Source organism: Nostocoides vanveenii, assembly GCF_039531165.1.
GTDB lineage: Bacteria > Actinomycetota > Actinomycetes > Actinomycetales > Dermatophilaceae > Nostocoides_A > Nostocoides_A vanveenii.
In genome coordinates this window covers 160,711-184,097 of sequence record NZ_BAAAPN010000003.1, presented here as the reverse complement: position 1 = coordinate 184,097, position 23,387 = coordinate 160,711, and the positions used below count along the sequence as shown (strand labels likewise).

Sequence of the window (23,387 nt, the reverse complement as noted above, 5' to 3'; positions counted from 1 at the left end):
AGCCAGCAGGCATCGACGACGTGGGCTCGCGCCTGGGGGTCAGAGGCGGTCGCGACGACGCCGCGCGTCCATGAGGAGATCGACATTGTCCGAGATCTGCTCGATGCTCCCCAGCCCCATAGGCAGCGATGCCACGGCGGGATCCGTGAGGCTCGCCGTGATGTGCGGCACCAGGCTCGGGTTGATGTGCAGGTAGGGACGATCCCAGAACGGCACACACGCCGGCGAGGCTGACGGCAGGCCCGCGCGCCCTTGGAGCACGGCGAGTTCCTCCAGCGCGCCCGCCAGATGTTCATTGCGGACCCGCCAATCACCTTCCCGGAGAACGCCATCGAGGTGGAGGCCAACACCGGCTGGCAGCCCCAGCCGGCCAAGCATGGTGCCACGCCACTTCGCATACGGCGGCCAGCGCCGGCTCAGCATGAACCCCAGATGCATCGCGATGTCGACCAAGCGAGCGGCGATGACCCGCGATCCCAGCTCATCGCCGCGGTCGGCCGCGCGCGCCATCAACGGCAGTTCCTGGTCGAGCCGGCGCCAGTCGCAGGCGACGACATAGCGCCAGACATCGTCGGGGTACCACTCCAGCGCCGCGCGCCGCGCGGTCAGTTCCCCGCCGTCGTCTTCGAACACCGCACCGGCAGTCACTTCGAGGACGGCTTGGCCGGTCAGGGAGAGCCAGTCCAGCGGCGTCGCCGGACGGCGGGGGTCAGCCCAGGCGATCCGTGGCGAAGTCGTCCACGGTCAGCACGTCGACGCCGAGCTCCGCCTCGGCCGCGCCCGTCTGCTGGAAGCGACTCGGAAGGCCCGCAAACTGTTGGGGCACATACTCGTTCAGCACCGCCCGGACCGCGCTCTCCTCGCCCCTCGGGAGGAACACCTGCAACCGCAAGCCCCAGTCATGGTCCCTCGACATCGCGTCGTCCAGGCCCAGCACATCGGAGCCGGTGCCTACCCGGGCGGCCGCCCGCGGCATACCTGGGCAATGCGTATCCAGGATCGGCCGGATCGCCCGCTCCCAGAAGTCCCGCGCCAATCCGATTCCACTTCGCACCCGCCCATGCTCCCGGCCAAGCCCGATCGACTCGGGCCAGGTCCGCGGCATACTGTTGCGTCATCAAGCATCGACCGCGTTCAAAGGAGTGCAGCATGAAGCTCACCGTCATCGGAGCCACCGGGATGATCGGGTCCCGCGTCGTCACCGAGGCGCTCACCCGCGGGCACGAGGTCGCGGCCGGCTCGCGCGCCGGCACACCCGTCGAGGGAACCACCCCGGTGGCGATCGACCTCGGCGACACCGACTCGGTCGTTGCTCTGATCGAGGGATCGGACGCGACCGTACTGACCGTTCCGCCGAGCCGCGAGGGCGGCTCCCACCAGCCCACTCTGGAGGCCCACCGCGCGCTCATCGCCGCCGGCCCTGCGGGCCGCGTGCTCGTCGTCGGCGGCGCGGGCGCACTCTCCGTTGGAGACGTCCTGCTCAAGGACACCCCCGAATTCCCGGCGATCTACAAGCCCGAGGCCGACACTTTCGCCGCGGTGCTCGACCTCTATCGCAACGCGGGCCCGTCGCTCGACTGGACGATGCTCGCGCCCGCGCCGGTGATCGCTCCCGGCGAGCGCACGGGCAGCTACCGCGTGGGCCTCGACAGCCCGGTCGGGGATTTCGTCAGCGCCGAGGACTTCGCGGCCGCCCTCGTCGACGAACTCGAGACGCCGTCGCACCGCCGGCAGCGGTTCACGGTCGCCAACTGACGCAGGGATCGGCGGCACACGACTAGTCCTGAACCAGATCGCGAGCGGAGCGGATAGCGGGCCGCAGTTCGGCGGTGTCAGCGCGTCCGCCCATGCACGTGGACCACAGCGTCATGCCCGCCCCGGTCGAGTTTGGCGTCGCACGTATGCAGTGGCACCCCGAGCGCCTCCGCCAAGGCGATATAGGCGGCGTCGTAGCTCGTCAACTGCTGCCGCAGCCCCCAGATCCGCTCCGCCAGGGGCGCGGTGTCAAACCGCTCGAACTCACGCCGCCGGCGAGTCGGCCGTCCCCGACGGCCAGAAGTAGGGCGAGGCCCACCGGAGTGCGTGGGCGGTCGCGATCACCGACGCCAGCGAGCTGATGAGGTATGCCGCGGCGGCCAGTCCGCCGGCCACGCCCAGCCCTGCGCCGCGGCTCCCCGTCGGTGGCTCACGAGCAGAGCCAGGCCGCCGAAATCGAAGGCCAGCAACGTATTGCCACGCTCACGCCGAGCGCCCCGCGGCGAACAGGCCACGAGCGAGTTGCTCCCCCCAATTTTCCCGAACCTCGGACAGACCCGGGAACACGCACTTATCGTCGTCCTGCCAGCAGGGAGCAACCATCGTCGTGATGTGTCTCCCAAATCCCCTGTGGCCCAAGGATATTCAACGACTAACTCTTCTCAGCTCAACCCAGCCGAACTCGCCAGTCTCGACCTGCTCATCACGGTAGCTCAGCAGCGCGGACGTCAACTCGACGAGGTCGTCAAGCGGACCGAGGAACACGCCGACGCCATGGTCGACGTCCACGAGGCGATGTGGGAAGCCCGCCACGGCGGCCTCGTCATCACTGAGCACGACCGCGAGATCCTCGGCCGGATGCGGGAACTGGCCTCCGAACTCGAGTTGACCCCGACCCTGTCCCAACGCGTCGAGATGCGCGGGCGCATGCTCAGCGGCCAGTAGGTCGTGGCGCTCCGGCCATGGAAAGCGTCTGGTCGCTCTGTGTCGGTGCCCTCTTCGCTTGCTGGCTCGCCGGGAGTGTCGTGAACCAATTCCGGCTGGGATCCTGGCGAAAGGTCACCGCCCACGACCGCTTCATGCTCCTGCCGCGGTGGACCTTCTTCGCTCCGAACCCGGGCCGCACCGACCCGCATCTCGTCTTCCGCGATTGCCGTGACTGCGCGCCTGGGCCCTGGCGCGAAATCGGTTGGGCCCCGCCAAACCGCTGGCTGTGGTGGCTCTGGAATCCCGGCCGCTATCCGCGCAAGGCCGTCAGTGACTTGGCCGCCGCGGTCATGACCGGGGCGGCTGCCGCGACGGGCTCCGACGCCCGGCTCGCGACGTTGAGCCCGGCGTATATCGCGCTGCTGCAGTGCGTCATGGCGCAGCCGGGCGCGGTCAGCGGAGGACTGCGTCAGTTCGCGCTCGTCCACTCCCGGACCTTTGCTGCGCAGCGTCCCCTGCAGGTCGCCTTCGTCTCCGAGTGGCATCGAGTCGAACCGTGATCACGCCCGAGCCCCTCGCCGCACTCGACCTGACGGGCCGCGTCGTGGCGTTGGGGGTCGCCCTATGGTCTCTCGAATTGCTCGCTGTCCGAGCGGCGTTCGCCGACGGGGGCGTTTTCGCGCCGGCCGTGGCGGGCTCATTGCGTCTCGGCGCCAAGCAGTCGCGGAGGCCAGACCGCTGGCTCTATCCAGCCTTGCTGGTTCAACTGGGCGCCGGCGTGGTCGTCGCCGCTGCCGGGCCGATGTCCCAGGTCGGACGCTTCGCCGTCCTGGCCCTCCTGATCGCCTACGTGGCCGCGCGGGACCGTCGGGTGCTCGGGGGCGACGGGGCGGAGCAACTGGCCGCCATCGTTCTGGTCGCCGCGGTGCTGGCGGCGTTGCCGGTGCCGTCGCCGACCAGGGTCGCGCTGGCGGTCGGGTTCATCGCAGCCGAAGTGGGATTGGCCTATCTGACCGCGGGGGTGGCCAAGGCGATCTCACCGATGTGGCGTAGTGGTGCCGCAATCCCCGCGATCCTCGCCACCCACTCGCACGGGCACCCGGTCGCCGCCGCGCTTCTCGCGGACCGGCCACGCCTGAGCCGATTTGTCTGCTGGTCGGTGATTGCCGTCGAAAGCCTGTTCCCGCTGATGCTCTTCGGGCCCACTTGGCTGGTCGTGGCGACCCTCACGGCGGGACTGGCCTTCCACGCCGGATGCGCAGTCACCATGGGCCTGAACAGTTTCCCGTGGAGCTTCGTCGGCTCGTATCCGTGCCTGCTCGCCGCAATCCCACTCGCGCGCAGTCTCTCCTGATCCGCGTCGGCAGACCGTCCACGAGGTGGGATGCTTGGCCCTGGACGGGCCTCAACCGTCCTGGCGTGGACCGAGCTCGCCCTGGATCATCCGGCTGAACTCCCGCACCGCTTCGTCGGCAGCGGCCCGGTCACCGTCGATGAGCAGGTCGAAGATCAGGCCCTGCCCGACCGCGAGGGTGAGCCGGGCCAGGCGGCGGGCGTGCGCCGGCGTCGTCCGCTTCGCATAGAGCCGGGTGAACTCGCGCAGTTGCGCGGTCACCATGACTTCGGCGAGTTGGGCGGCATACGGCTCGTGGCGCATCGCGTGCGTGGCCAACTCGAACCACAGCGCCCCGAAGCCCATGGCCCCGTCGACCGTGGCCGCCCAGTTGCGCTCCCCCGCGATCACCGGGTCGGGTTCGCTGTCGAAGAGCCGGCCGATCTGCTCGGCCTGCCCGCCGGCGATAGCGTCGATCACCGCGACGAGGACGTCCTCGCGAGATCCGAAGTGGTAGTGCAGCATTCGCTGGCTGGTCCCGATCGCGGCGGCTAGGGAGCGCAGGCTGGTGTCCCGTATGCCGTGCTCCGCATAGTGCAGGACGATCTTGGCCAGGAGGTCCTCGCGCGGTGAGGTCACGCCGAGGCGGCCAGACGTGCGAAGGTCTGCGCCTCATACGCGATCAACGCGCGCGTCCGGCGCCCGAGCAGCAGCGCGACCAGGCGCGCGAGCGGGCCCGCCCAGGCGATCGTCAGGTCGAGCCGGCAGCCGCCGCCCGCCTCGGTGATCACGTGGGTCGCGCGCGTGGTCACCCCGGCCGCGCGGGCCGTCCACGTGAACGCCCGGCCCTCATCGAGCTCGGTCACTTCATAGGTCGCCGCGGGCAGGCCGGGCTGGCGCACCGCGAACTGCGCCCCGAGGCGCAGCCCGCCGTCTCCGGACAGGGGAGTGATCGAGGTGAAGGTCTCCACGTGTTGCGGCCAGGCGGTGACGTCGCCGACGAGTGACCAAAGTCGCTCGACAGGAGCTGGGGACGCGGCATACGCTGCAATCATGTAGCAAACGATACATCGGTGCGTCGAAGGAGAACATGATGACGGTCATTCGCACCCGCGTCACCACCGGAAGCATCGAAGGTCAGGAGACCGGCGGGGTCGCGGTCTTCACAGGCATCCCCTACGCGACCATCCCGGCCCGGTTCGCCGCCCCCGCGCCCGCACCGGCCTGGGACGGAGTCCGCCCGGCGCGGACCTTCGGACCTCCCCCGCCACAGGCCGGCGGCCTTGGCCCGAGCGCGGAGACCGGGGACGAGGCCGACTGGCTGACCGCCAACGTCTGGTCGCCCGATCTCACGGGCGCGCTCCCGGTCCTGGTGTGGATCCACGGCGGCGGCTACCTTTTCGGCCGGTCCGACCTGCCAGAGTATGACGGCGCCACCCTCGCGCGCGACGGTGCCGTCGTCGTGACGATCAACTATCGCGTCGGTTTCGAGGGCTTCGGTCTCCTGGACGATATGCCGCCCAACCGCGGCCTGCTCGACCAGATCGCCGCGCTGGAGTGGGTCCGCGACAATATCGCCGCATTCGGCGGCGACCCCGGCCGGGTGACGGTCTTCGGCCAGTCCGCGGGTGGCGGGTCGATCGCCGCGCTGCTCGCGATGCCCCGCGCCGCGGGCCTCTTCCATCGGGCGATCGTCCAGAGCATGCCGGGTGCGTACCTCACGCGCGCGCTCGCGGCGAACGTCACCCGCACTTGCGCGGCCGAAATCGGTTGTGCTCCAAGCGATTTGAGCACCACCGAGTCGTCCCTACTTGCTGCCGCCGTGGACGCCGTCCTCGCCGGCATCGACCGGTATGCCGCCCGCTGGGGCCCCGCGGCCCACGCCGGCATACCTTTCGCTCCCGTGATCGACGGCGACGTGTTGCCGGCGACGCCCTGGCAGGGCGTGACCGGAAGGGTCGACCTGCTCATCGGCCATACCCGGCATGAGCAGCGTCTGTTCTCCGCCCTCACCGGGCGTCTCGGCCAGATCACTGTCGACGAGGCGAACGAAAGCACGCGCGTATTCGCCCCCGACCCGGCGGCATACGCGCGGCACTTCCCCAACCCTGAGGAACGCTTTGACGTCGTGCGCTCCGACTGGCTCTTCCGGATGCCGTCGCTCAAGCTCGCCGAAGCGCAGGTGGCCGCGGGCGGCCGGTGCCATCTTTACGAGCTGACCTGGCCGGCGCCCGGCATGGGCGGCGCGCTCGGCGCCTGCCACGGCCTGGACGTCCCCCTCGTCTTCGGCAATCTCACCGCCGGCCAGACCGCCCTGCTGATCGGCGAACCGACGCAGGAGTCGTATGCCGTGTCCGCCCAGATGCGCACGGCCTGGCTGGCGTTCGCGCGCGATGGCGACCCGGGCTGGCCGGATTTCGCGACCGGCGCGACTCGGCTCTTCGACGTCGAGGCGGAGGTCACGGCATACCCCGAAGTGGTGTCGCGGGCCATCTGGACGCACGCGCCGGCCGTCCTCGATCTCACCTGACCCCGCGATCTCACCTGACCCCGCGCAACCAGCGCGCGGCCGGAGTGACCACGGCGAACCGGCCAAGGACCCGCGTGGAGTCGCGTGACCGTCGGGCACGTGCGAGTCCGGCGCCGGTCATCGGCGGGCGACCCGCGCCCCGCCCCTCTTCACGGCCCTGTCGCAAGTCGCTCACTTGCTACGACGACTCCGCGCGCTACGCGTGCCACCGCTTCGAGGCGGAAGGCGCCGGCGGGCCGCCCGAGCGCGTCTGCCAGCGCGGCCCGCAATGCCGCGCGGCGCTCGGGAGGCAGGCCAACGGCATACGCTCCCGCAGGTCCGATCCCCGCGAGGAAGGTCGACCACAGCTCCTCGAAACTGACGTATACCGTGCTCACCGTCAGCGTCGACTCCTCGACCTCGTGCAGCCCAGCCCGGGTGAACAGGGCGGCGAGTTCGCCGGCGCGCCCGAAGCGCAGCACGCGCGCTTCGTCCGGGGCATCGGGGTCGAGCCGCACGGCCGCGTCCCAGAACGCGCGGAGCATCTCCATCTCCTGAGCGAAGTCCCAGACGGACGCGGCGACGATGCCGCCGGGGCGGACGACCCGCTGCATCTCGGCCGTCCCGCGCTCGGGATCGGACACAAAGTGAAGGACGAGCTGCGCTGCGGCACAGTCGAACTCGTCATCGCCAAAGGGCAGTTCTTCCATCGGCCCCTGCCGCACGTCAATGCCCGGATGCCGCTCCCGGCACGCGGCCACGAAGCCCGGAGCCGGATCGATCGCTACCACGCAGTGGCTACCGAGGCCGGCGATCGCTGCCGCCGTCAGCGCCCCCGGACCGCAGCCGACATCAAGGAACCGTGCGGCCCCGCCGAGTCGGCAGAAGGCCAGGAACGGACCCGCGAGTTCACGTGAATAGCGCCCCATGAAGCGGTCATACGCCTCGGCCGGCGCCTGAAAGGTGCGAGTGCCCTCGACATCGCGCATGCTGCCTCCTCGGAAGGGTCCGTCACACGGAGAAGAGCGGTCAAGCTCCACGCTGATACACGGACGTTGCCCCGCGTCGCACGATGCTCCCGAGAAGGTCGTGGCACCGCCTCGCTCCGCTCGCCCGGCTCCCGAGCCAGCGCACCGCCCTCGCCCGCCACCCGACCGACCATCCCCGCCCGCGCCCGCCGCGCGAGGTCGGGCCTCCCAAAAGCGCCTGCTCCCGATCTGACGGAGCACCTGCTTCGCGGACGACGTCCGACCGGCACAGGCATAACCGTGCGGGACGTCGTCGAGGGTGACGACCTGGTGATCGACGCCGGCCGCGGTCAGCCGGGCCTCGATCTCGGGCAGGTCGGCCGCCACCAGGCGATCGGCTGGAACCGCGACGACCACGACCCGCGCCGCCCCGAGGTCGGCGGCGCGCTCCAGCGGCGCCGGCCCCGAGATCGGGGCGCCGCCGTGCACCGTCCAGCCGGGGTAGGCCGCGACGACGACGTCGACCGGCCCGTCGGCCGCGGCGAGCAAGGCGAGGTATCCACCGAGGCTGAAGCCGACGAGTCCGCTCGGCCCGGACCCGGTGTCGCCCAACGCGTCGAGCGTCCGGCGCACCTGGTCGACCACTGCACCGGGATTCAGCGCTCGCAGCAGCGTGAAGCCACGCTCCCGGCCGGCCTCGTCATAGGGCAACGCGAGACCGGGCTCGCTGCGCCAGAACAGATCCGGGGCCGCGGCGGTGTAGCCGGCCGCCGCCAGCCGGCCGAGCGCGTCGTGCACGAGGTCGGTCAGGCCGTAGAGCTCACCGAGCACGACGACCCGCCCGCGACTTCCCCCTGCCGGTCGGGCGACGAGCGCGGGCCCGGTGCCGGGCACCTCACGAACTCAGCAGGGAGGCCGTGCGTCTCGCCCGCCATGTGCACGCGCTGGTCCCCCAGGATCCCGAGGCCGCCGGGTTGGGCACCCTGCTCCTGCTCATCCACGCCCGCGAGGGCACGCGGCGATGTCCGACGAGCCGCCGTCGGCGAAGAGTGGTCCCGGGGCCAGGCGCTGCGCGGTGCTCTCCCGTCGCAGTCGGTCCAATGCTTTTGCGCCGGGCAGCGGTGACGATCCAGGCCTGGGGATTGGGCGGTACCCCATCCCGCGGCCAGCTCGCGGCGGCCGCGACGAACGCCTCCTGCACCGCCTCCTCGGCGGCGTCGAGGTCGCGCAGTGACCGCAGCAGGATCGCGACCGTGCGGCCGTAGTCCGAGCGGAAGGCTCGGGCCACGGCCGCATTCGCGTCATCCATGGGCACTCCGGCTCAGCCGCCGAAGCTGGGGGCCGGCCGAACCTCGACGGACAGTCCGGTGGCCTCGGCCACCTTGCCCGCCCAGCCCACCGCGGCGTCGAGGTCGGTGACGTCGATGACGGTGAAGCCGCCGACATACTCCTTGGTCTCGGCATACGGCCCGTCGGCGAGGGTGACCCGGCCGTCGCGGCGAGAGACCATGGTGGCGCTCGACGGGTCGGCGAGCGGCATCGCGAACACCCAGACCCCGGCGGCCTGCATCTCCTGAGTGAGGGCGATGGCCCGCCCGATCACGGACTGCAACTCGCTCGGCTCGAGGGTGCGGCCGGCGGGAGTGATATTGCTCAGCAGGTACTGCGACATGGCGATTCTCCTTGTTCGATCCGACCGGCCCAGCGCCGATCGTCACCCACCAGACGCGCGAGCGAAGCCCGTCTCGACATCGTGCCGAGAAAAGTTTGCCGGCCATGCCTGGGGGCCTCGCCATGCGCACCGTCCGTCCCGGCGCCCCTCGGCGCCCATCCCCGGAACACGCTGGCGAGCGAGCGCGTTAGACGGGCAGTCATGACTACCGAACAGCGCCTGTCCCTTGCCACCCGCCTCCTGGAAGACGGCCGGTATGCCGCGAGCGCGCGCCTCGTCGCTCCCCTGACCGTCCGCGCGCCTCGGACGAAGGACGACCTGGCGGCACAACGGATTCTGGCCCGATCGGCATACGCGCTCGGTCGGCTCGCCGAAGCCGAGCAGGCGGCCGGCCGCGTCGTGCGCCGCCGCCCGAAGGACGCGGCGATGATGCGCCTGATCGTTCGGGTCCTGCAGCGGGAGGGCCGGCACCGGGACGCAGCCGGGTGGATGACGCGACTCGACGAGCTCGGCAGCGACACCTGGGACGACGGGCCAAGCCACGGCACGGCCGCCTGAGAGCCCCGTTGCGCAATGCCATCTATCGCCGGCACCGGCCGGCTGGATAGCCTGACGCCATGAAGACCCGCGTGGCGATCATCGGGGCCGGACCGGCCGGGTTGCTCCTCTCCCACCTCCTCGAGCGCGAGGGCATCGAGTCCATCGTGGTCGAGGCGAAATCGTCGGAGTTCGTGCGCGGCCGTTTCCGCGCCGGGCTGCTCGAAGCCGCCTCCGTCGACGTGCTCGACGCCGCCGGGCTCTCCGCCGGCCTGCACAAGAACGGCCTCCAACACCGCGGCATCTATGTCCAATGGCCGGGCGCGAAGCGGTCGGTCGACTTCGTCAGCCTCGGCGGCCGACCGGTGTGGGTCTATGGCCAGACCGAGCTGACTCGGGACATCTCCGACGCGCGGTTCGCGGCCGGCCAGCAGATGTACTACAACGTCGAGGACGTCGCCCTGCACGACGTGGACTCGACCGCGCCCTATCTGACCGGGATCGACGCGACCGGCCGCGCGATCCGCATCGACGCCGACGTCATCGTCGGCTGCGACGGATTCGCGGGCGTGAGCCGCGGGTCGATTCCCGAGCCGATCCAGCGCAGCTACGAGCGGCGATATCCGCACAGTTGGCTGGGGTTCTTCGCCGATGTCGCGCCGTCGACCGACCAGATCATCTTCGCCTGGCATCCCGACGGCTTCGCCATGCACACGATGCGCTCGGCCAGCATCAGCCGCTTCCACCTCCAGGTGCCGAATGACGACCACATCACCAATTGGTCCGACGACCGGATCTGGGAGGCGACTGCAACGCGTCTGGGCTCGGGCGAGAACGGTTGGACCCTGCATACGGGCCCGATCACCGAGAAGTCGATCCTCCCCCTCCGCTGCCGGGTGACCACGCCGATGCGGCATGCCCGCCTCTTCCTCGCCGGCGACGCCGCGCACGTCGTCCCGCCTACTGGCGCCAAAGGACTCAACCTCGCGATCGCCGATGTCACCCTGCTCGCCCGCGCTCTCGGCGCATGGAAGCGCGGCGACGAGTCGTTGGCAAACGCTTACTCCGACACCGCACTTCGGCGCGTATGGCGCGCGGCCGAGTTCTCCTGGTCGTGGTCGTCCGCGCTGCATACGACCGGCGACGCCTTCGGCGATCAGTTGCAACTCGCCCAATTGGAGTGGCTCACTTCCTCCCCCTCGGGCGGCGCCGGGCTGGCCGAGAACTTCTCCGGCGTGCCCATCGCCTTCGCCTGAAGCCCGCTCAGCGCAGGCGGATCCGGTTCTGGCTGATCGCGATGCCGAGCACGACGGCGAGCGCGCCCACGGGCTGATTCCACGTGATCCGCTCACCTAGGAGCAGGACGCCGAGAGCGACCCCGACGACCGGGTCAGGTAGGTCACGGTCGAGGCATTCGTGGCGCCCCAGACGGCGACCACATTGGCGTTCCAGACGTAGGCGATCCCCGTGCCGAGGATCCCGAGCGCGAGCACGCTCGCGGTGACCCGCCAGGTCAGGTGGACCGGGTGCGCCGGAAGGAACGGAGTGAGCACCAGCATCAGCACTGCACTGACGCCGACCTGGACGGTCGCGGCCGAGATCGCGGGCAGGCCACGCGGCGCGACGAAGCGGCGCAGGTAGACGAAGGCGGTGCCGTAGCAGGCCGTCGCCCACAGGCAGGCGAGTTGGCCCGCAGCGCTGCCTCCCCCCAGTCCGCGCCATGGGCCGAGAACGACCAGCACGCCCACGAATCCGGTGGCCAGGCCGGCGAGGCGGGCCCGGGTCGGCCGCTCCTCTGGGAGGGCCAGCAGGGCCACGACTATGGTCATCAGCGGACTCGTCGCGTTGAAGATGCTCGCCAGGCCGGAGTCGATGTGCTGCTCGGCCCAGGCGAAGGGCAGGAAGGGCACCACGCACAGCAACAACGAGACGACGCTCAAGTGCGCCCACACGCCCCGCCCTGTGGGCAGTCGGGTCCGGGTCACCAGCGAGATGACCAGCAGCGCGACGGTGCCTCCCAGGAGTCGGCCGAGCACAACCTGCGCCGGTGACACGCCCTCCAGCCCGACCTTGATGAACAGGAAGCTGGCACCCCAGATGGCCGCCAGCGCGGCGAACTGGGCCGGTATGAGGCGCGCAGGGGGGCGCGTCGTGGTCCTGGTGCTCCTCGGGGTACTGCCGAATGCGTTGGTGCGGTCGGCCCGGGCGAAATCTGCGGGACACCGGGCTGCGCTTGGGGTCTGCCGGGTAGTCGTTCGAGTCCAGACCGATGTGAGGGCCGTTGTCAGGAAGAGCCGACGCCCGGCACGCGCGCTGCCCGCGCTTGCGCGTCGACGCCGCGCAGGACGACATCGAGGGCGGCGTCGAACTCAGCGTCGATGTCGCTCCAGTCGCGACCGAGTTGCCCGGCCAGGGCCGGGTGCCGGTCCGAGCCAGGCCGGCGGTGCTGCGGCCGGCGCGCGGAGGCCAGCGAAGGCTCGCACCAGAGCATCGAGCAGCAGCCCCAGGCGCATCCCTGTTCGCGTCGCTTGCGGCAACGACTGAGCACCGAGATCCGCTGAGAATGCAGCATTGATAGCATTGCTGCATGGCGGCGATCACCATTCGACAACTCCCCGACGAGGCCAAGCAGCGGCTCCGCCTGCGGGCCGCCGCCCGCGGCCGGTCGATGGAGGCTGAAGCGCGCCAAATCCTGATCGATGGCTTGAACGCCCCGCTGCTCGCTGACGTGAGTTGGATCGAGCAACTGATCGCCGCCGGTGACGCAGTGGGTGGCGTTGACCTGACCACGCCCGAGGACGAGCCGGCACCCGCAGCGGATTTCACCGGCCGATGATCGTGCTCGACACCAACGTCATCTCCGAGGTGATGCGCGGTCCGGACGCCGACCAGGGCGTGCTCCGCTGGCTTCGACGGCTTCCCGAGACACCGGTCACCACCGTCGTCAACCGGGCGGAGGTGCTTGCGGGCATCGCCATACTGCCTCCCGGTCGGCGCACCGATGTCTTGCGGACCGCCGCCGAACGCGCCTTCGAGGTCCTCGGGGCGTGCCTGCCGCTGACCGGCGCGTGCGCGTCCCGGTATGCCGACGTGCTCGCTGCACGCCGTTCGGCCGGCGCGCCGATCGGCGGCTTCGATGCGCTCATCGCCGCCATCTGCCTCGAGGCCGGGACGACACTGGCGACGCGAGATTCGGCGGGCTTCGCCGGGCTCGGTCTGCCGGTCATCGACCCCTGGTCGGTCTGACCTGCGGGCACGGCAGGCACAGCCTGAAGGCGCAGCCGGAACCGTCCGCGAGATTGAGCACGTCGGCGCTGCCGCCGTGACGGAGCGCGACCTCACGGACGATCGCCAGCCCCAGGCCCATACCGGCCGTTCCAGGTTGCTCCCCGCGGGCCGGGTCGCCTCGCCACCCGGCGTCGAAGACCCGCGGCAGGTCCTCTGGCGCGATGCCACCGCATTGATCCGCCACCTCGATGACGGCGAAATCCGTTGCCGCAGTGACGGATACCTGCACTCTTCCCCCCGGTCCCGTATGCCGCACAGCATTGCGCAGCAGGTCCGTCACCGCCCGCGCAACCGCCCGCGGAGCCACCGGCACCAGGACGTCGTCGAGCCGGCCCTGGGCCACCTCGACCTCGGCTGCCCCTGCGAGTGGGTGCACGGCCGCGACCGCGTCGGAGACGACGTCGACCAGGGGAAGCGTGACGAACTCTGGTGGCGCCGGAGATTGCAGCCGCGACAACTCGGAGATGTCGTCGACCATTGAGTCGAGCCGGTCGACCTCCCGGGCGATCCGGGCCGTGGCCTCGGTGGGGCCGGTGGCCCCTGCGCCGACGCCCTCGGCGAGAATCCGGATGCCGGACAAGGGTGTTCGCAGATCGTGCGAGAGCCACTGGATCATCTCGCGCCGATCCCGCTCCACCGCCGCGGCCCGCTCCCGATCGGCACGCTCGCGCTGCAACCGCTCCTCGATGCGCCGCACCCGGCGCGCCAACAGCAGCCCACACAGCAGAGCGATAGGCGCCCCGCTCAGCAGCACGAAGATCAACCCGCGCGCGTCCTCGGCCAGCAGCATCATGCGGCTGGCCGCGGCCACACCGGCGGCCAGCGCGGCGACGACAACGAAGGGCGCGCCCCACGCGGCCCGCGTCGGCCGCCCACGCGCCAGCCAGGACGTCAACCCGAACCCGGCGAGCGCCACGGCGCTCGTCACGCCGGCCGCGACCAGGACGGCACCCGACTCACTCGCCATCCAGGCCCGCCGCCCCGCCCACCGGGCCGGCCCCATCCAGGCCCGCCGCCCCGCCCACCGGGCCGGCCCCGCCCACCGGGCCGGCCCCGCCCACCGGGCCGGGCCCGGGCCGATCAACCGCAGCCGAATTGGCGCGATCCCAGCGATAACCGCGACCGAAAACCGTCACCAACCGGACCGGCCGGCTCGGGTCGGCCTCGATCTTCTCGCGCACCCGGCGCACGTGAACGGTGACCGTGGTCGCGTCGCCGACCTCCCAGCCCCACACCTGGCGCATGAGGTCGTCGCGCGAAAACACCGCGCCCGGATTGCGCGCCAGAAAGAGCAGGAGGTCGAACTCCCTTGCCGTGCAGGAAATCTCGGCCTCACCGTCATAGACACGCCGACCGACGACGTCCAGCCGAAGGCCACCGTCGACCAACTCCGTCACCGCCGGCACACCCGGCCCGACACCCAGCGCCCGCCGAAGCACGCCCCGGATCCGCAACTCCAACTCGCGCGCGGAGAAGGGCTTGGTTACATAGTCATCGGCACCGGCGGACAGCCCCTGCACCCGCTCGTGCTCCTGCCCCCGAGCGGTGACCATGATGACCGGCAGGCCGGGGCGCAGGTCGCGCAGGCGACGGCAGACGTCAAGGCCGCCTAGCCCGGGGAGCATCAGGTCCAGCAGGACCAGGTCGATGCTCTCGCGCGCGACGACGTCGAGAGCGGCGGCTCCGTTCGCAACGGTCGTCACGGCATACCCGGCGTGGCGCAGGTAGGTCGCGGTCGCCTCCCGCACCGTCGCATCGTCCTCGATAAGGAGCAGGCTGGGCACGATGTCAAGACTAGGTAGGCCGTCGACAATCGCGACCTTTAGCGCTCCACGCCGTCCGAAGTTCGTAATATCCGCGCAATCGCCGTTACAGATCCCTTACGCGTGCAACGGATTCCTTGCGGTGCCCGGAGCGGATGGCTGGGCTGGAGTGACCATCCACCAAGGAGTCACCATGCGTATGCCAGCCCTGTTCACCGGCGCCGCCCTCGCCGCCACCCTCGCCCTGACCGCCTGCGGTTCGTCGACACAGACGAGCGCTAGCGGCACGGGCGCAGCGGGCGCCCCCGGCGCGACCGCCCCGGCGAGCGCGTCATCCTCGTCCATGACGCACGAGATGACGGGCAGCGGGACCGCGATGCTGCCCGGCGCCTACCTGCCCTATGACGCCTACCAAAAGCAGATGGCCGAACGGCATGACACCAAGGTCGTCCTGTTCTTCCACGCCACGTGGTGCCCCGACTGCAAGGCCACGGACACCTCGCTCACGACAGACGGCGTGCCCGCCGGGCTGACCGTCGTCAAGGTCGACTACGACACGATGACCGACCTGAAGAAGAAGTACGGCATCACCCAGCAGCACACCTTTGTCCAGATCGACGGCGCTGGCATGGAGCTGGCGAAATGGACGGGCACCCGGACGGGCGCGGAGATTAAGGCCAAGACGGTATGACCCGTGGGGCGGCGGCACGACAGTGCTCCGGGCGCGGCGCGAGGTGTGGCCGATGATCGCCGCCTTGGCCGGTGCCTTGCTGGCCGGCGCCCTGACGACGCTGGCGCCGTGTGCGCTTACCCTGCTGCCGGTCGTTGTCGGCGGGTCTCTGCAGGGCGCCGTGACCAGCGAGGCGCGCCGGCGCGCCGTGGTGATCACCGCAGCGCTCGGCGCCAGCGTGGTCGTGTTCACCCTGCTGCTCCGCGTGTCGACCGCGCTCATCGACGTCCCGCCCCGTGCCTGGCAGCTCGTGAGCGGCAGCGTGCTGGTCGGTCTCGGAGTCGCCGCCACAGCACCCGAGCTATGGGACCGCGTGGCCATCGCCACACGGTTGAGTAGTGCTACGGCACAAGGGCTTTCACGGTCCCACCAGCGGCGCGGGATCGCTGGGGCCGCCCTGACCGGTGCCGCCCTCGGCCCCGTCTTCACCTCGTGCAGCCCGCTCTATGCGTATGTCGTTGTCACCGTCCTGCCGGCCGAGCCGGCCCGCGGGCTGGGGCTGCTCGCGGCATACGTTCTCGGGTTATGCGCGGTCTTGCTGGCCGTCGGCCTTGTGGGGCAGCGGGCCGTCCGACGCCTGCGCTGGGCCGCGGACCCGCACGCAGCCTGGCGCCGGGCACTCGGCGTGCTCGTCATGATCGTCGGGCTGCTGATCGCCACCGGCGTCGTGCACGATGTCGAGACGTGGATCGTCGAGCGCTCGAGATTCGGGCCATGGTCGTGGGAGCCGAACCTGCCGGTGGGCGGAGCATCGACGCCGGCGCCCTGACTGCGCGCGCCATCCGGGAGCGGTGATCCCGCAGCGCTGGCTGCGTAACAACAACGTCGACGAGCGTCCTCCTCCGGCGATCGGACGTGACCGATGCGTGCGCCGTCGTCCGTGCCTACCTGATGGCGTGCATCCCGTGGCCCAAGAAACCGACGTCGGGTGACCAAACCACGGACGGACAGCGGTCCCCGCGACGTGTTGGAGCTGGGTCCCACGCTCTGCGTGGGCATACTTCGGGGGGCGTCCTAGGCCCGGACCGCTCCGGGGCCGACAGTCGGTGCCGCGCTATCCTGGGTGGCTCCTCGTCGATGGACCGGCGCCGCCGCTGAAAGGCGCCACAGACTTGAGCCTCTCGGGAGTCCCCGCCACGCGCCGATGACCGGCGCCAAGACCAATCCGCGGAAGTTGCGCAGCCAGCGCCGCCGCTCGCGCCACGGGTGCTGGAATCACCTGATCGTCGCACCGCTCTGGGTGGCGTATGACGCGAACCTCGGCACCCTCCTGCGCACCTGCGACGCGGTGGGCGCGTGCCTGGCGGTGCCGCGCACCGAGCACTACCGCAAGGCGCTAACCGTCGGCGATACCCTCCGGGGTCGTCGGCCGTGCATCCACTGGGTGGCGCCCACCAAGGAGGAGTGGCTCGCCGAGCAACGAGCCGCCGGCCGGCGCCTGCTCGCCGTCGAACTCGCCGACGACGCCACCCCGCTGCCCCGGCTGGGCCCGGCCCGTGAGCCCACGGTCCTGCTCCTTGGCCACGAGCACCACGGGATCCCCGACCAGGTGCTCGCCGGTGTCGACGGGTGCGTCGAGATCCCGATGGTGGGGTGGGGGGCCAGCCTCAACGTCGCCGTCGCGGGCAGCCTGGTGCTCTACCGCCTCGCCGGGCTCTCGTGACACCGACTCCTGGCTATCGACGCGGGTCCTCGTGTCGAGAGTCGGCGACACGCGCAGCGCCGGGCCGGTCCGTCGGCGTGTCGCCGACTCTCGACGGCTGTCAGGCAGGCTCGCGGGCTGTTAGCCGAGGCTGAGCGCAATAGCGCGCGCCGGCGTGATGCTCGCGGCGCGGCGGGCATCGGCGGGCGCGATGCCGGCGACACCGACCGCCCACGCGACACAGTCGGCGAGCGTATGCGTGGAGCCGGCGATCGGGCCCAGCGAGCCGTCCGGGCCCACCAGCCGCGCGGTCCCCGCACGCACGTCGACCGGAAGGGCACCGATCCGGTAGCGCCCGTCACCGAGCCCGGTCGCGGCCATGGCGTCCGAGACCAAGGCGACCCGGTCGGGCCCAACCAGATCGAAGACCATCGCCACCACCTCAGGAGACACGTGCACCCCGTCCGCGATCAGCTCCACGATCGCCTCACCACGCGCCGCCGCGGCAAGGGCGGCGGCGGCCGGCCCGCCCGCGCGGTGATGGAAGGCAGGCATCCCGTTGAACAAGTGCGTCACCAAAGCCGGACTCCCGGTGCGCTCGGCGATCCGTCCGATCGCCCGCGTGATCGTTCCCGCATCCGCGTCCGTATGCCCGATCGCCGGCACGATGCCGAGGCGCGCGCACGTCTCGACCAACGCGGCGGCCCCCGGCCGTTCGGGCGCAAAGGTCAGGTGCCGGATCGCCCGCGGCGCACCGGCCGCGGCGGCGACCGCGGCCAGCCGCTCGATCAGGCCGGGGTCGGGATCGCGCACCAATGCCCGGTCGTGGGCCCCACATCGCGCGACGGAGAGGAACGGTCCCTCCAGATGGATGCCGGCCAGCACGCCCTCGGCCACCAGCGGGGCGAGTACACCCACCTGATCGATCAACGCGGCATCCGTGGCGGTCACCAGCGAGGCGACGACCCGCTCGACGCTCTGCGCCCGGTGATGCGCGATCGCCAGCAGGGTGCCGCGGCAATCCGCGCCGAACTGGTGCCCGACGCCCCCATGGGCATGAATGTCGACCAAAGTCCCGGGGGTCACGAGCGCGGCAGCGGTCACGCAGGACAGTGTCACAGCGGAGCGGGCGACGCATGCCGCGCGCCCGGCCTGACGTCCGTCCGACGGGCCGTCCGACGGGCCGTCCGACGGCCCTCCGATGCAGCAGCCCGAGGGGCCGTCCGATAGGCCAACCCAACGGCCAACCCGACGACCGAAAACCCGGCGTTGGCGGCGGGGTAACGTGGAGTTATGACTGACGCCCAGCCCAGCACCGACTCCGCCGAGCCGACCTCGGAGGCGGGACACGCGGCATACGCCCATCCCGAGCGGCTGGTGACCACCGACTGGCTGGCCGCGAAGCTCGCCGACGGGGAGGCGGGCGCGGGCACGCCGATCGCGGTGCTGGAGTCCGACGAGGACGTCCTGCTCTACGGGACCGGGCACATCCCGGGCGCACTCAAGCTGGACTGGCAGCAGGACCTCAACGACCCGATCAATCGCGACTATGTCGACGGGGAGCAGTTCGCGCAGTTGATGACCGAGCGCGGCATCGGCCGCGACACGACCGTGGTCATCTATGGCGACAAGAGCAACTGGTGGGCGGCCTACGCCCTGTGGGTGATGACCCTCTTCGGGCATGACGACGTCCGTCTGCTCGACGGCGGCCGGGCGAAGTGGATCGCCGAAGGACGCGAGCTGACCCGCGACGTGCCGACGGTGAGCCCCGCGACGGGGGACGCGGCCTACCCGGTGATCGAACGCGACGACGCCGCGATCCGCGCCTTCAAGGAGGACGTTCTAGCCCACCTCGGCAAGCCGCTGGTCGACGTTCGCTCGCCCGGTGAATACTCCGGCGAACTGCTGCACATGCCCGACTACCCGCAGGAGGGGTCGCTGCGCGGCGGCCACATCCGGGGCGCGAAGTCGGTCCCGTGGGCCCGCGCGGCCAATGCGGACGGCACCTTCAAGTCGCGCGCCGAGCTCGAGGCGATCTACCTCGAGGAGCAGGGGCTCTCGCCCGAGGACGAGGTCGTCGCCTACTGCCGTATCGGCGAGCGCAGCAGCCACACCTGGTTCGTGCTGACACACCTGCTCGGCTTCGAGAAGGTCCGCAACTATGACGGCTCCTGGACCGAGTGGGGCAACGCGGTGCGTATGCCGATCGAGCGGTGAGCGCGGACCCCACCGCCGGTATGCCGCCCGCGCTCGCCGAGATCGCGACCGACTTCCGCGAGGCGAGCGCCAAGGACCGGGTGCAGTTGTTGTTGGAATTCGGCGAGGACCTGCCCGACCTCCCGCCCCGGTATGCCGATGCGCCCGAGAAGCTCGAACAGGTCCACGAGTGCCAGTCGCCCCTTTTCCTCGCCGTCGAGGTGGGCGCCCAACCCGGCGTGCGCAGCGACGATCAGCGCGTCGGGCTCTTCTTCTCCGCCCCGCGCGAGGCGCCCACGACGCGGGGTTTCGCGGGCATCCTGCACGCCGGCCTCGACGGGGCCAGCGCGGCGGAGATCCTGGCTACGCCCGAGCACGCGCCGATGAACTTTGCTCTGGCGGAGGTGATTTCGCCGCTGCGGATGCGTGGCATGGTGGCGATGCTCAGCCGGATCAAGCGCCAGGTGAGACTCCAGATCGCCGCCCGGGACGACGGCGCCTGAGCCTGGTCAGCCCCCGGGCTCGCGCGAGGGGTCGACAATGCGTGCAGAGGCCGGCGACGCCAGGAGCCACGACGCCTGCCATGTCACCTCCGAACCCTCCTGGTTAAGCGCTTGACCACGCCCTAAGTCTCCCGTATCGGGGAATTGAGCGATTAAGCCACCCAGGGGCCACCACACATGCACACACCACCGCCGGTGTTCTTCCGGCCCGAGGCGGGCTGGGTGGGCGACGTCATTCCGTATGCGGAGGACGGCCGCTTCCACCTCTTCTATCTCCTTGACCGTCGCGCCGAGAACCCCGCCGGTATGCCGTGGCACCGGGTCACGACGGACGACCTGGTCACCTTCATCGACGCGGGCCTGGCGCTGCCGACAGGCACCAGCCCCGACAGCCACGATCACAACTGCTACACCGGCAGCGTCGTGCGCGATGACGCAGGGGTCCATCACCTCTTCTACACCGCGCAGAACCCAGTGATCCGCGGCGCCGACGGCCAGCCGCTCCAGCGCGTCGCCCATGCCACGAGCACCAATGGCATGGCCACCTGGACCAAGCACCCGGAGCACACCGTCGGCGCACCCGCAGGCTACGAGTCCGCGGACTGGCGGGACCCCTTTGTCTTCAGGCACCCGGACGGACGCTGGCATCTGTTGCTGGCGGCACGGCATACGGGCGGGGCGGAGCGGCGCCGCGGCACGGTCGCGCGACTGGTCTCCGACGACCTCGTGACGTGGGCGATCGCCGACCCGATCTGGGACCCCCGCCGCTATGTCACCCAGGAGTGCCCCGAGGTCTTCGAGTGGAACGGCTGGTGGTATCTCGTCTACTCCGAGTTCTCCGACCGCTTCGTCACGCGCTACCGGATGGCGCGCTCCCCCGAGGGCCCGTGGCTCGCTCCGGCGCAGGACACCCTCGACGGGCGCGCCTGGTATGCCGCGAAGTCGGCCGCCCGCAACGGGCGCCGCTTCTTCTTCGGCTGGATCGCGACCCGGGAGGGCCACCGCGACGACGGCGCCTGGCTGTGGGCGGGCACGCTCTCGATCCTCGAAGCCACCCAGCAACCCGACGGCACGCTGACGATGGCGCCCGCGCCGGAGTTGCTCGCCAGCTTCACCCAGGACCACGCGGCGCAGCTCGGCCTGACCAAAGGCCCGCTGACCGCGCTCGACGGATATGCCTGCGTTGTCTCGGAAAACGAACTGCCACAACAGTTTCACGCGCGAGTCGTCGTCGACATCGAGGAGGGAACCCGGGAGTTCGGACTCCTCCTGCGCTGCTCGGCTGACGGCGACACGGGCTACGTCCTGCGCCTGGAGCCGCACGCCGGCCGCATGGTCCTCGACCGCTGGCCGCGCCGCTCCACCGGCCCGGCGCAGTGGCAGATCAGCGGCGATGTCCCCCAGATTCTCGAACTCGAACGGCCGGCCCACCTAGCCCCCGGTCGCCATGTGCTCGACGCCGTCGTCGACGGCGACCTCGCGGTCCTCACCCTGGACGGCGTGGTCACCCTGAGCACTCCCCTTTACGACCACTCCTGCGGACGGCTCGGTCTGTTCGTCAGCGACGGACGACTCGAGGTCGTCGAGGTCAATCTCACCCAGCGCCCGGCCTGAACCGGACCTTCGCACGAAGGAGTGCACCACTCATGAAGAAGTTCGCCCTGGCCGCCGCGGCGGCCGCCACCGCCTTGACGCTCAGCGCCTGCGGCGGAAGCTCGACCACCGGCGTCTGCCCCGGGAACGTCAACCCAGATGGTCGACGCCGAGACATCGCGATCCCCACCAGCCTCGATGACTTCCCCGCCATGTGCACCGCGCTCGCCAAGGCCGGTGTGACGCCGATCGCCATGGCTGGCAAGGAGCAGTGGCCGCTGGAGCGCTTCATGGCCTACCAGCCCTTCCGCATGGAGGGTGAGGATTATGTCGCCAAGCTGAAGAAGGGCCAGGCCAAGTTCAGCGACCCGGCCGGCACCAAGGCCGCGACCTGGCTCGCCGACCTCGGCAAGGCCGGCTGTTTCCAGAAGGGCTTCTCCTCGCTCGGCTACACCGACGCCGAGAACCTCTTCACGGCCGGCACGGCCGCGGTCTACAACATGGGCACCTGGGAACTCCCGGCGCTCGCCACCGACAAACTCCCCGCCGACATCCGCGATGACGTCGACTTCTTCACCCTGCCGACCATCGCGGGTGCCAAGACCGGTCCCAACGACTATGTCGCTCCGTCCGGCATCGGAATGGCCATCAACGCCAAGACCTACGACCCGCTGGTGCGCGACTTCCTCAAGTTCGCGCTCACCAACTACCCCAGCCGGTATGCCGCGGCCGGCGCCCTCGCTCCCACCAAGACCGAGGTCACCATCCCGGCGAACGCCACCCCGCTCTACCAGAAGGCCCTGACCACCGCCGACTCCGTCGGCAAACTGGCTATGCCCTGGGACACCCAGCTCGACCCGACGACGAACACCAAGCTCCAGCAGGAGCTCGTCCTGCTCGTCCAGGGCGACGTCACCCCGCAGCAGTCCATCGAGACGATGGTCACCACCCTCGCCCAGAACGCCCCGAAGTTCTTCGGCTGAGCGAGCCCTGCCCGGCCGGTGGGTCGTGCCTGCGCCCGCTCGCGCACGACCCACCGGAGCCCGACGGAGGTCACCCTTGCTTCCCTATCGATCCCGATGGTCGGTCGCCCTCTTCCTCGCGCCGCCCCTCCTGCTCTTCGGCGGCGCCGTGCTGCTGCCGATTCTGCAGTCGGTCTACCTCTCGCTCTTCGAGTGGGACGGCATCACCGATATGCAGATCGTCGGCCTCGACAACTACGCGCACATGGTCGGCGGTAACCCGACCTTCACCACGGCCTTCGTTAACCAGCTCGTCTATTGTCGCGATCTGCCTGATCCTCCAGCTCGGCGGCGCGCTGCTGATCGCCTCGTTGCTGCTGACCATCACCAAGGGCCGAGAGATCCTCAAGGTCCTCTATCTCCTGCCGGCCGTCATCTCCACCGTTGCGATCGGCCTACTCTTCCAACGGATTTACTCCTACGAGCCGACCGGCCTGCTCAACGGCATCCTCAAGGGCGTCGGCCTCGGCTCGCTGGCGCGCCCCTGGCTCTCCGATGTCGACACCGTGCTGGCCGCTGTGTCGGTCCCCGAGGGCTGGCGCTTCGTCGGGCTCTACACGATCATCATCTACGCCGCGCTCCTCGCGGTGCCCAATGAGTTGGAGGAAGCCGCGCGCCTCGACGGGGCCAACGCCTGGCAGGTCTTCGCCAAGATCCGCTTCCCCTACATCCGCCCGGTCTGGATCACCATGACCGTCATGGCGACCACCTTCGCCTTGCGCGGCTTCGACATCCCCTACCTGCTGACAAATGGCGGCCCCGGCCGTTCCTCTGAACTGGTGACGACCTATATGTACAAGACCGCGTTCACCAGCACGAACTACGGCTATGCCAGCGCGATGTCGGTCTTCATCGTCGCCGAGTGCCTGGTCGCCGTCGGCCTGGTCTATCTCCTGCTCTACCGGAAGGCCGATCGATGACCATGGCCCCGATCCGCCCCGTCGACACC

29 protein-coding genes and 3 pseudogenes are annotated in these 23,387 nt (G+C 70.5%); 18 read left to right on the top strand and 14 right to left on the bottom strand.

Annotated elements, in window-relative coordinates:
* Positions 1 to 39 precede the first annotated feature (39 nt).
* On the bottom strand, positions 40 to 633 hold the full coding sequence (locus ABD209_RS01230; RefSeq protein ID WP_344060949.1) for a DUF4037 domain-containing protein: 594 nt from the start codon (positions 631 to 633) through the stop codon (positions 40 to 42).
* A 76-nt stretch (positions 634 to 709) separates the two neighbouring features.
* Positions 710 to 1,054: a hypothetical protein gene (locus tag ABD209_RS01225; protein WP_344060946.1), complete on the bottom strand. Its 345-nt coding sequence runs from the start codon at positions 1,052 to 1,054 to the stop codon at positions 710 to 712.
* Positions 1,055 to 1,149: 95 nt separating this feature from the next.
* Between ABD209_RS01225 and ABD209_RS01220 the strand changes: the two genes are divergently transcribed.
* Positions 1,150 to 1,755 (top strand): NAD(P)-dependent oxidoreductase, encoded by a 606-nt coding sequence (locus tag ABD209_RS01220; protein ID WP_344060943.1) that lies wholly within the window; start codon positions 1,150 to 1,152, stop codon positions 1,753 to 1,755.
* A gap of 77 nt (positions 1,756 to 1,832) precedes the next feature.
* On the opposite strand, the gene ABD209_RS01215 is transcribed toward ABD209_RS01220, so the two are convergent.
* Positions 1,833 to 1,961 carry a PIN domain-containing protein gene (locus tag ABD209_RS01215; protein ID WP_344060940.1) on the bottom strand — a complete coding sequence of 43 codons (129 nt, stop codon included), beginning with the start codon at positions 1,959 to 1,961 and terminating at the stop codon, positions 1,833 to 1,835.
* A gap of 58 nt (positions 1,962 to 2,019) precedes the next feature.
* On the bottom strand, positions 2,020 to 2,151 hold the full coding sequence (locus tag ABD209_RS01210) for a hypothetical protein (RefSeq protein ID WP_344060937.1): 132 nt from the start codon (positions 2,149 to 2,151) through the stop codon (positions 2,020 to 2,022).
* 234 nt (positions 2,152 to 2,385) lie between these two features.
* Here ABD209_RS01210 and ABD209_RS01205 point away from each other — a divergent pair, with 234 nt between their 5' ends.
* From ABD209_RS01205 to ABD209_RS01195, 3 genes are read left to right on the top strand one after another with little or no spacing between them, the layout of a single operon-like run.
* Positions 2,386 to 2,700 carry a hypothetical protein gene (locus ABD209_RS01205; RefSeq protein WP_344060933.1) on the top strand — a complete coding sequence of 105 codons (315 nt, stop codon included), beginning with the start codon at positions 2,386 to 2,388 and terminating at the stop codon, positions 2,698 to 2,700.
* Between the two features lie 17 nt (positions 2,701 to 2,717).
* Positions 2,718 to 3,242: a hypothetical protein gene (locus ABD209_RS01200; protein WP_344060929.1), complete on the top strand. Its 525-nt coding sequence runs from the start codon at positions 2,718 to 2,720 to the stop codon at positions 3,240 to 3,242.
* Entirely contained in the window at positions 3,239 to 4,036 is a 798-nt protein-coding gene (locus ABD209_RS01195; RefSeq protein WP_344060926.1) for a hypothetical protein, read from the top strand. The genes ABD209_RS01200 and ABD209_RS01195 overlap by 4 nt, the downstream gene beginning before the upstream one ends.
* 51 nt (positions 4,037 to 4,087) lie before the next feature.
* Here the strand turns inward: ABD209_RS01195 and ABD209_RS01190 are convergent, their stop codons facing one another.
* Positions 4,088 to 4,654 carry a TetR/AcrR family transcriptional regulator gene (locus ABD209_RS01190; protein ID WP_344060923.1) on the bottom strand — a complete coding sequence of 189 codons (567 nt, stop codon included), beginning with the start codon at positions 4,652 to 4,654 and terminating at the stop codon, positions 4,088 to 4,090.
* Positions 4,651 to 5,070, bottom strand: a complete 420-nt coding sequence (locus tag ABD209_RS01185; protein WP_344060920.1) for an SRPBCC family protein — start codon at positions 5,068 to 5,070, stop codon at positions 4,651 to 4,653. The genes ABD209_RS01190 and ABD209_RS01185 overlap by 4 nt, the downstream gene beginning before the upstream one ends.
* 38 nt (positions 5,071 to 5,108) lie before the next feature.
* Between ABD209_RS01185 and ABD209_RS01180 the strand changes: the two genes are divergently transcribed.
* Complete coding sequence (locus ABD209_RS01180; protein WP_344060917.1) at positions 5,109 to 6,545, top strand: carboxylesterase/lipase family protein; 1,437 nt, start codon at positions 5,109 to 5,111, stop codon at positions 6,543 to 6,545.
* Between the two features lie 149 nt (positions 6,546 to 6,694).
* Here ABD209_RS01180 and ABD209_RS01175 read toward each other — a convergent pair whose 3' ends face one another.
* Complete coding sequence (locus ABD209_RS01175; RefSeq protein WP_344060914.1) at positions 6,695 to 8,386, bottom strand: methyltransferase domain-containing protein; 1,692 nt, start codon at positions 8,384 to 8,386, stop codon at positions 6,695 to 6,697.
* 23 nt (positions 8,387 to 8,409) lie between these two features.
* On the opposite strand from ABD209_RS01175, the pseudogene ABD209_RS01170 reads away from it, so the two are divergent.
* Positions 8,410 to 8,457: pseudogene (locus ABD209_RS01170) on the top strand (hypothetical protein); the annotation flags it as partial.
* Positions 8,458 to 8,603: 146 nt separating this feature from the next.
* Here the strand turns inward: ABD209_RS01170 and ABD209_RS01165 are convergent.
* A pseudogene (locus ABD209_RS01165) lies at positions 8,604 to 8,801 on the bottom strand (sigma factor); the annotation flags it as partial.
* 12 nt (positions 8,802 to 8,813) lie between these two features.
* A complete protein-coding gene (locus ABD209_RS01160) occupies positions 8,814 to 9,164 on the bottom strand; it encodes a YciI family protein (protein ID WP_344060912.1) in 351 nt (116 codons plus the stop codon).
* A 201-nt stretch (positions 9,165 to 9,365) separates the two neighbouring features.
* On the opposite strand from ABD209_RS01160, the gene ABD209_RS01155 reads away from it, so the two are divergent.
* Positions 9,366 to 9,722: a tetratricopeptide repeat protein gene (locus ABD209_RS01155; RefSeq protein WP_324388439.1), complete on the top strand. Its 357-nt coding sequence runs from the start codon at positions 9,366 to 9,368 to the stop codon at positions 9,720 to 9,722.
* A gap of 59 nt (positions 9,723 to 9,781) precedes the next feature.
* Complete coding sequence (locus tag ABD209_RS01150) at positions 9,782 to 10,957, top strand: 4-hydroxybenzoate 3-monooxygenase (RefSeq protein ID WP_344060907.1); 1,176 nt, start codon at positions 9,782 to 9,784, stop codon at positions 10,955 to 10,957.
* Between the two features lie 96 nt (positions 10,958 to 11,053).
* Here the strand turns inward: ABD209_RS01150 and ABD209_RS01145 are convergent, their stop codons facing one another.
* Entirely contained in the window at positions 11,054 to 11,755 is a 702-nt protein-coding gene (locus ABD209_RS01145; protein WP_344060904.1) for a DMT family transporter, read from the bottom strand.
* Between the two features lie 230 nt (positions 11,756 to 11,985).
* On the bottom strand, positions 11,986 to 12,273 hold the full coding sequence (locus ABD209_RS01140) for a hypothetical protein (RefSeq protein ID WP_344060902.1): 288 nt from the start codon (positions 12,271 to 12,273) through the stop codon (positions 11,986 to 11,988).
* Positions 12,274 to 12,288: 15 nt separating this feature from the next.
* On the opposite strand from ABD209_RS01140, the gene ABD209_RS01135 reads away from it, so the two are divergent.
* Together ABD209_RS01135 and ABD209_RS01130 are read left to right on the top strand one after the other, a co-directional pair.
* Positions 12,289 to 12,537 carry a FitA-like ribbon-helix-helix domain-containing protein gene (locus ABD209_RS01135; protein ID WP_344060900.1) on the top strand — a complete coding sequence of 83 codons (249 nt, stop codon included), beginning with the start codon at positions 12,289 to 12,291 and terminating at the stop codon, positions 12,535 to 12,537.
* Complete coding sequence (locus ABD209_RS01130) at positions 12,534 to 12,947, top strand: type II toxin-antitoxin system VapC family toxin (protein WP_344060897.1); 414 nt, start codon at positions 12,534 to 12,536, stop codon at positions 12,945 to 12,947. The genes ABD209_RS01135 and ABD209_RS01130 overlap by 4 nt, the downstream gene beginning before the upstream one ends.
* On the opposite strand, the gene ABD209_RS01125 is transcribed toward ABD209_RS01130, so the two are convergent.
* A complete protein-coding gene (locus ABD209_RS01125; RefSeq protein WP_344060894.1) occupies positions 12,925 to 13,956 on the bottom strand; it encodes a sensor histidine kinase in 1,032 nt (343 codons plus the stop codon). The two genes, ABD209_RS01130 and ABD209_RS01125, sit on opposite strands and share 23 nt — an antisense overlap.
* A complete protein-coding gene (locus ABD209_RS01120; RefSeq protein WP_344060892.1) occupies positions 13,946 to 14,773 on the bottom strand; it encodes a response regulator transcription factor in 828 nt (275 codons plus the stop codon). The genes ABD209_RS01125 and ABD209_RS01120 overlap by 11 nt, the downstream gene beginning before the upstream one ends.
* Before the next feature lie 172 nt (positions 14,774 to 14,945).
* Here ABD209_RS01120 and ABD209_RS01115 point away from each other — a divergent pair, with 172 nt between their 5' ends.
* From ABD209_RS01115 to ABD209_RS01105, 3 genes are all read left to right on the top strand, one after another.
* A complete protein-coding gene (locus ABD209_RS01115) occupies positions 14,946 to 15,443 on the top strand; it encodes a thioredoxin family protein (RefSeq protein WP_344060889.1) in 498 nt (165 codons plus the stop codon).
* A 52-nt stretch (positions 15,444 to 15,495) separates the two neighbouring features.
* Entirely contained in the window at positions 15,496 to 16,251 is a 756-nt protein-coding gene (locus tag ABD209_RS01110; RefSeq protein WP_344060886.1) for an urease accessory protein UreH domain-containing protein, read from the top strand.
* Positions 16,252 to 16,626: 375 nt separating this feature from the next.
* Positions 16,627 to 17,145 carry a TrmH family RNA methyltransferase gene (locus ABD209_RS01105; protein ID WP_344060883.1) on the top strand — a complete coding sequence of 173 codons (519 nt, stop codon included), beginning with the start codon at positions 16,627 to 16,629 and terminating at the stop codon, positions 17,143 to 17,145.
* 120 nt (positions 17,146 to 17,265) lie between these two features.
* Here ABD209_RS01105 and ABD209_RS01100 read toward each other — a convergent pair whose 3' ends face one another.
* A complete protein-coding gene (locus ABD209_RS01100; protein ID WP_344060880.1) occupies positions 17,266 to 18,228 on the bottom strand; it encodes an N-acetylglucosamine-6-phosphate deacetylase in 963 nt (320 codons plus the stop codon).
* A gap of 189 nt (positions 18,229 to 18,417) precedes the next feature.
* Here ABD209_RS01100 and ABD209_RS01095 point away from each other — a divergent pair, with 189 nt between their 5' ends.
* The 5 genes and pseudogenes from ABD209_RS01095 to ABD209_RS01075 all read left to right on the top strand — a co-directional run bounded on the left by ABD209_RS01095 (position 18,418) and on the right by ABD209_RS01075 (position 23,358).
* The gene (locus ABD209_RS01095; RefSeq protein WP_344060877.1) at positions 18,418 to 19,341 is read left to right on the top strand and encodes a sulfurtransferase; all 924 of its coding nucleotides are present in this window, start codon (positions 18,418 to 18,420) and stop codon (positions 19,339 to 19,341) included.
* On the top strand, positions 19,338 to 19,823 hold the full coding sequence (locus tag ABD209_RS01090) for a SufE family protein (protein WP_425564521.1): 486 nt from the start codon (positions 19,338 to 19,340) through the stop codon (positions 19,821 to 19,823). The genes ABD209_RS01095 and ABD209_RS01090 overlap by 4 nt, the downstream gene beginning before the upstream one ends.
* 177 nt (positions 19,824 to 20,000) lie before the next feature.
* Positions 20,001 to 21,437: a family 43 glycosylhydrolase gene (locus ABD209_RS01085; RefSeq protein ID WP_344060874.1), complete on the top strand. Its 1,437-nt coding sequence runs from the start codon at positions 20,001 to 20,003 to the stop codon at positions 21,435 to 21,437.
* 32 nt (positions 21,438 to 21,469) lie between these two features.
* A complete protein-coding gene (locus ABD209_RS01080) occupies positions 21,470 to 22,399 on the top strand; it encodes a type 2 periplasmic-binding domain-containing protein (RefSeq protein ID WP_344060871.1) in 930 nt (309 codons plus the stop codon).
* 76 nt (positions 22,400 to 22,475) lie between these two features.
* Positions 22,476 to 23,358 (top strand): annotated as a pseudogene (locus ABD209_RS01075) (carbohydrate ABC transporter permease).
* Positions 23,359 to 23,387 lie beyond the last annotated feature (29 nt).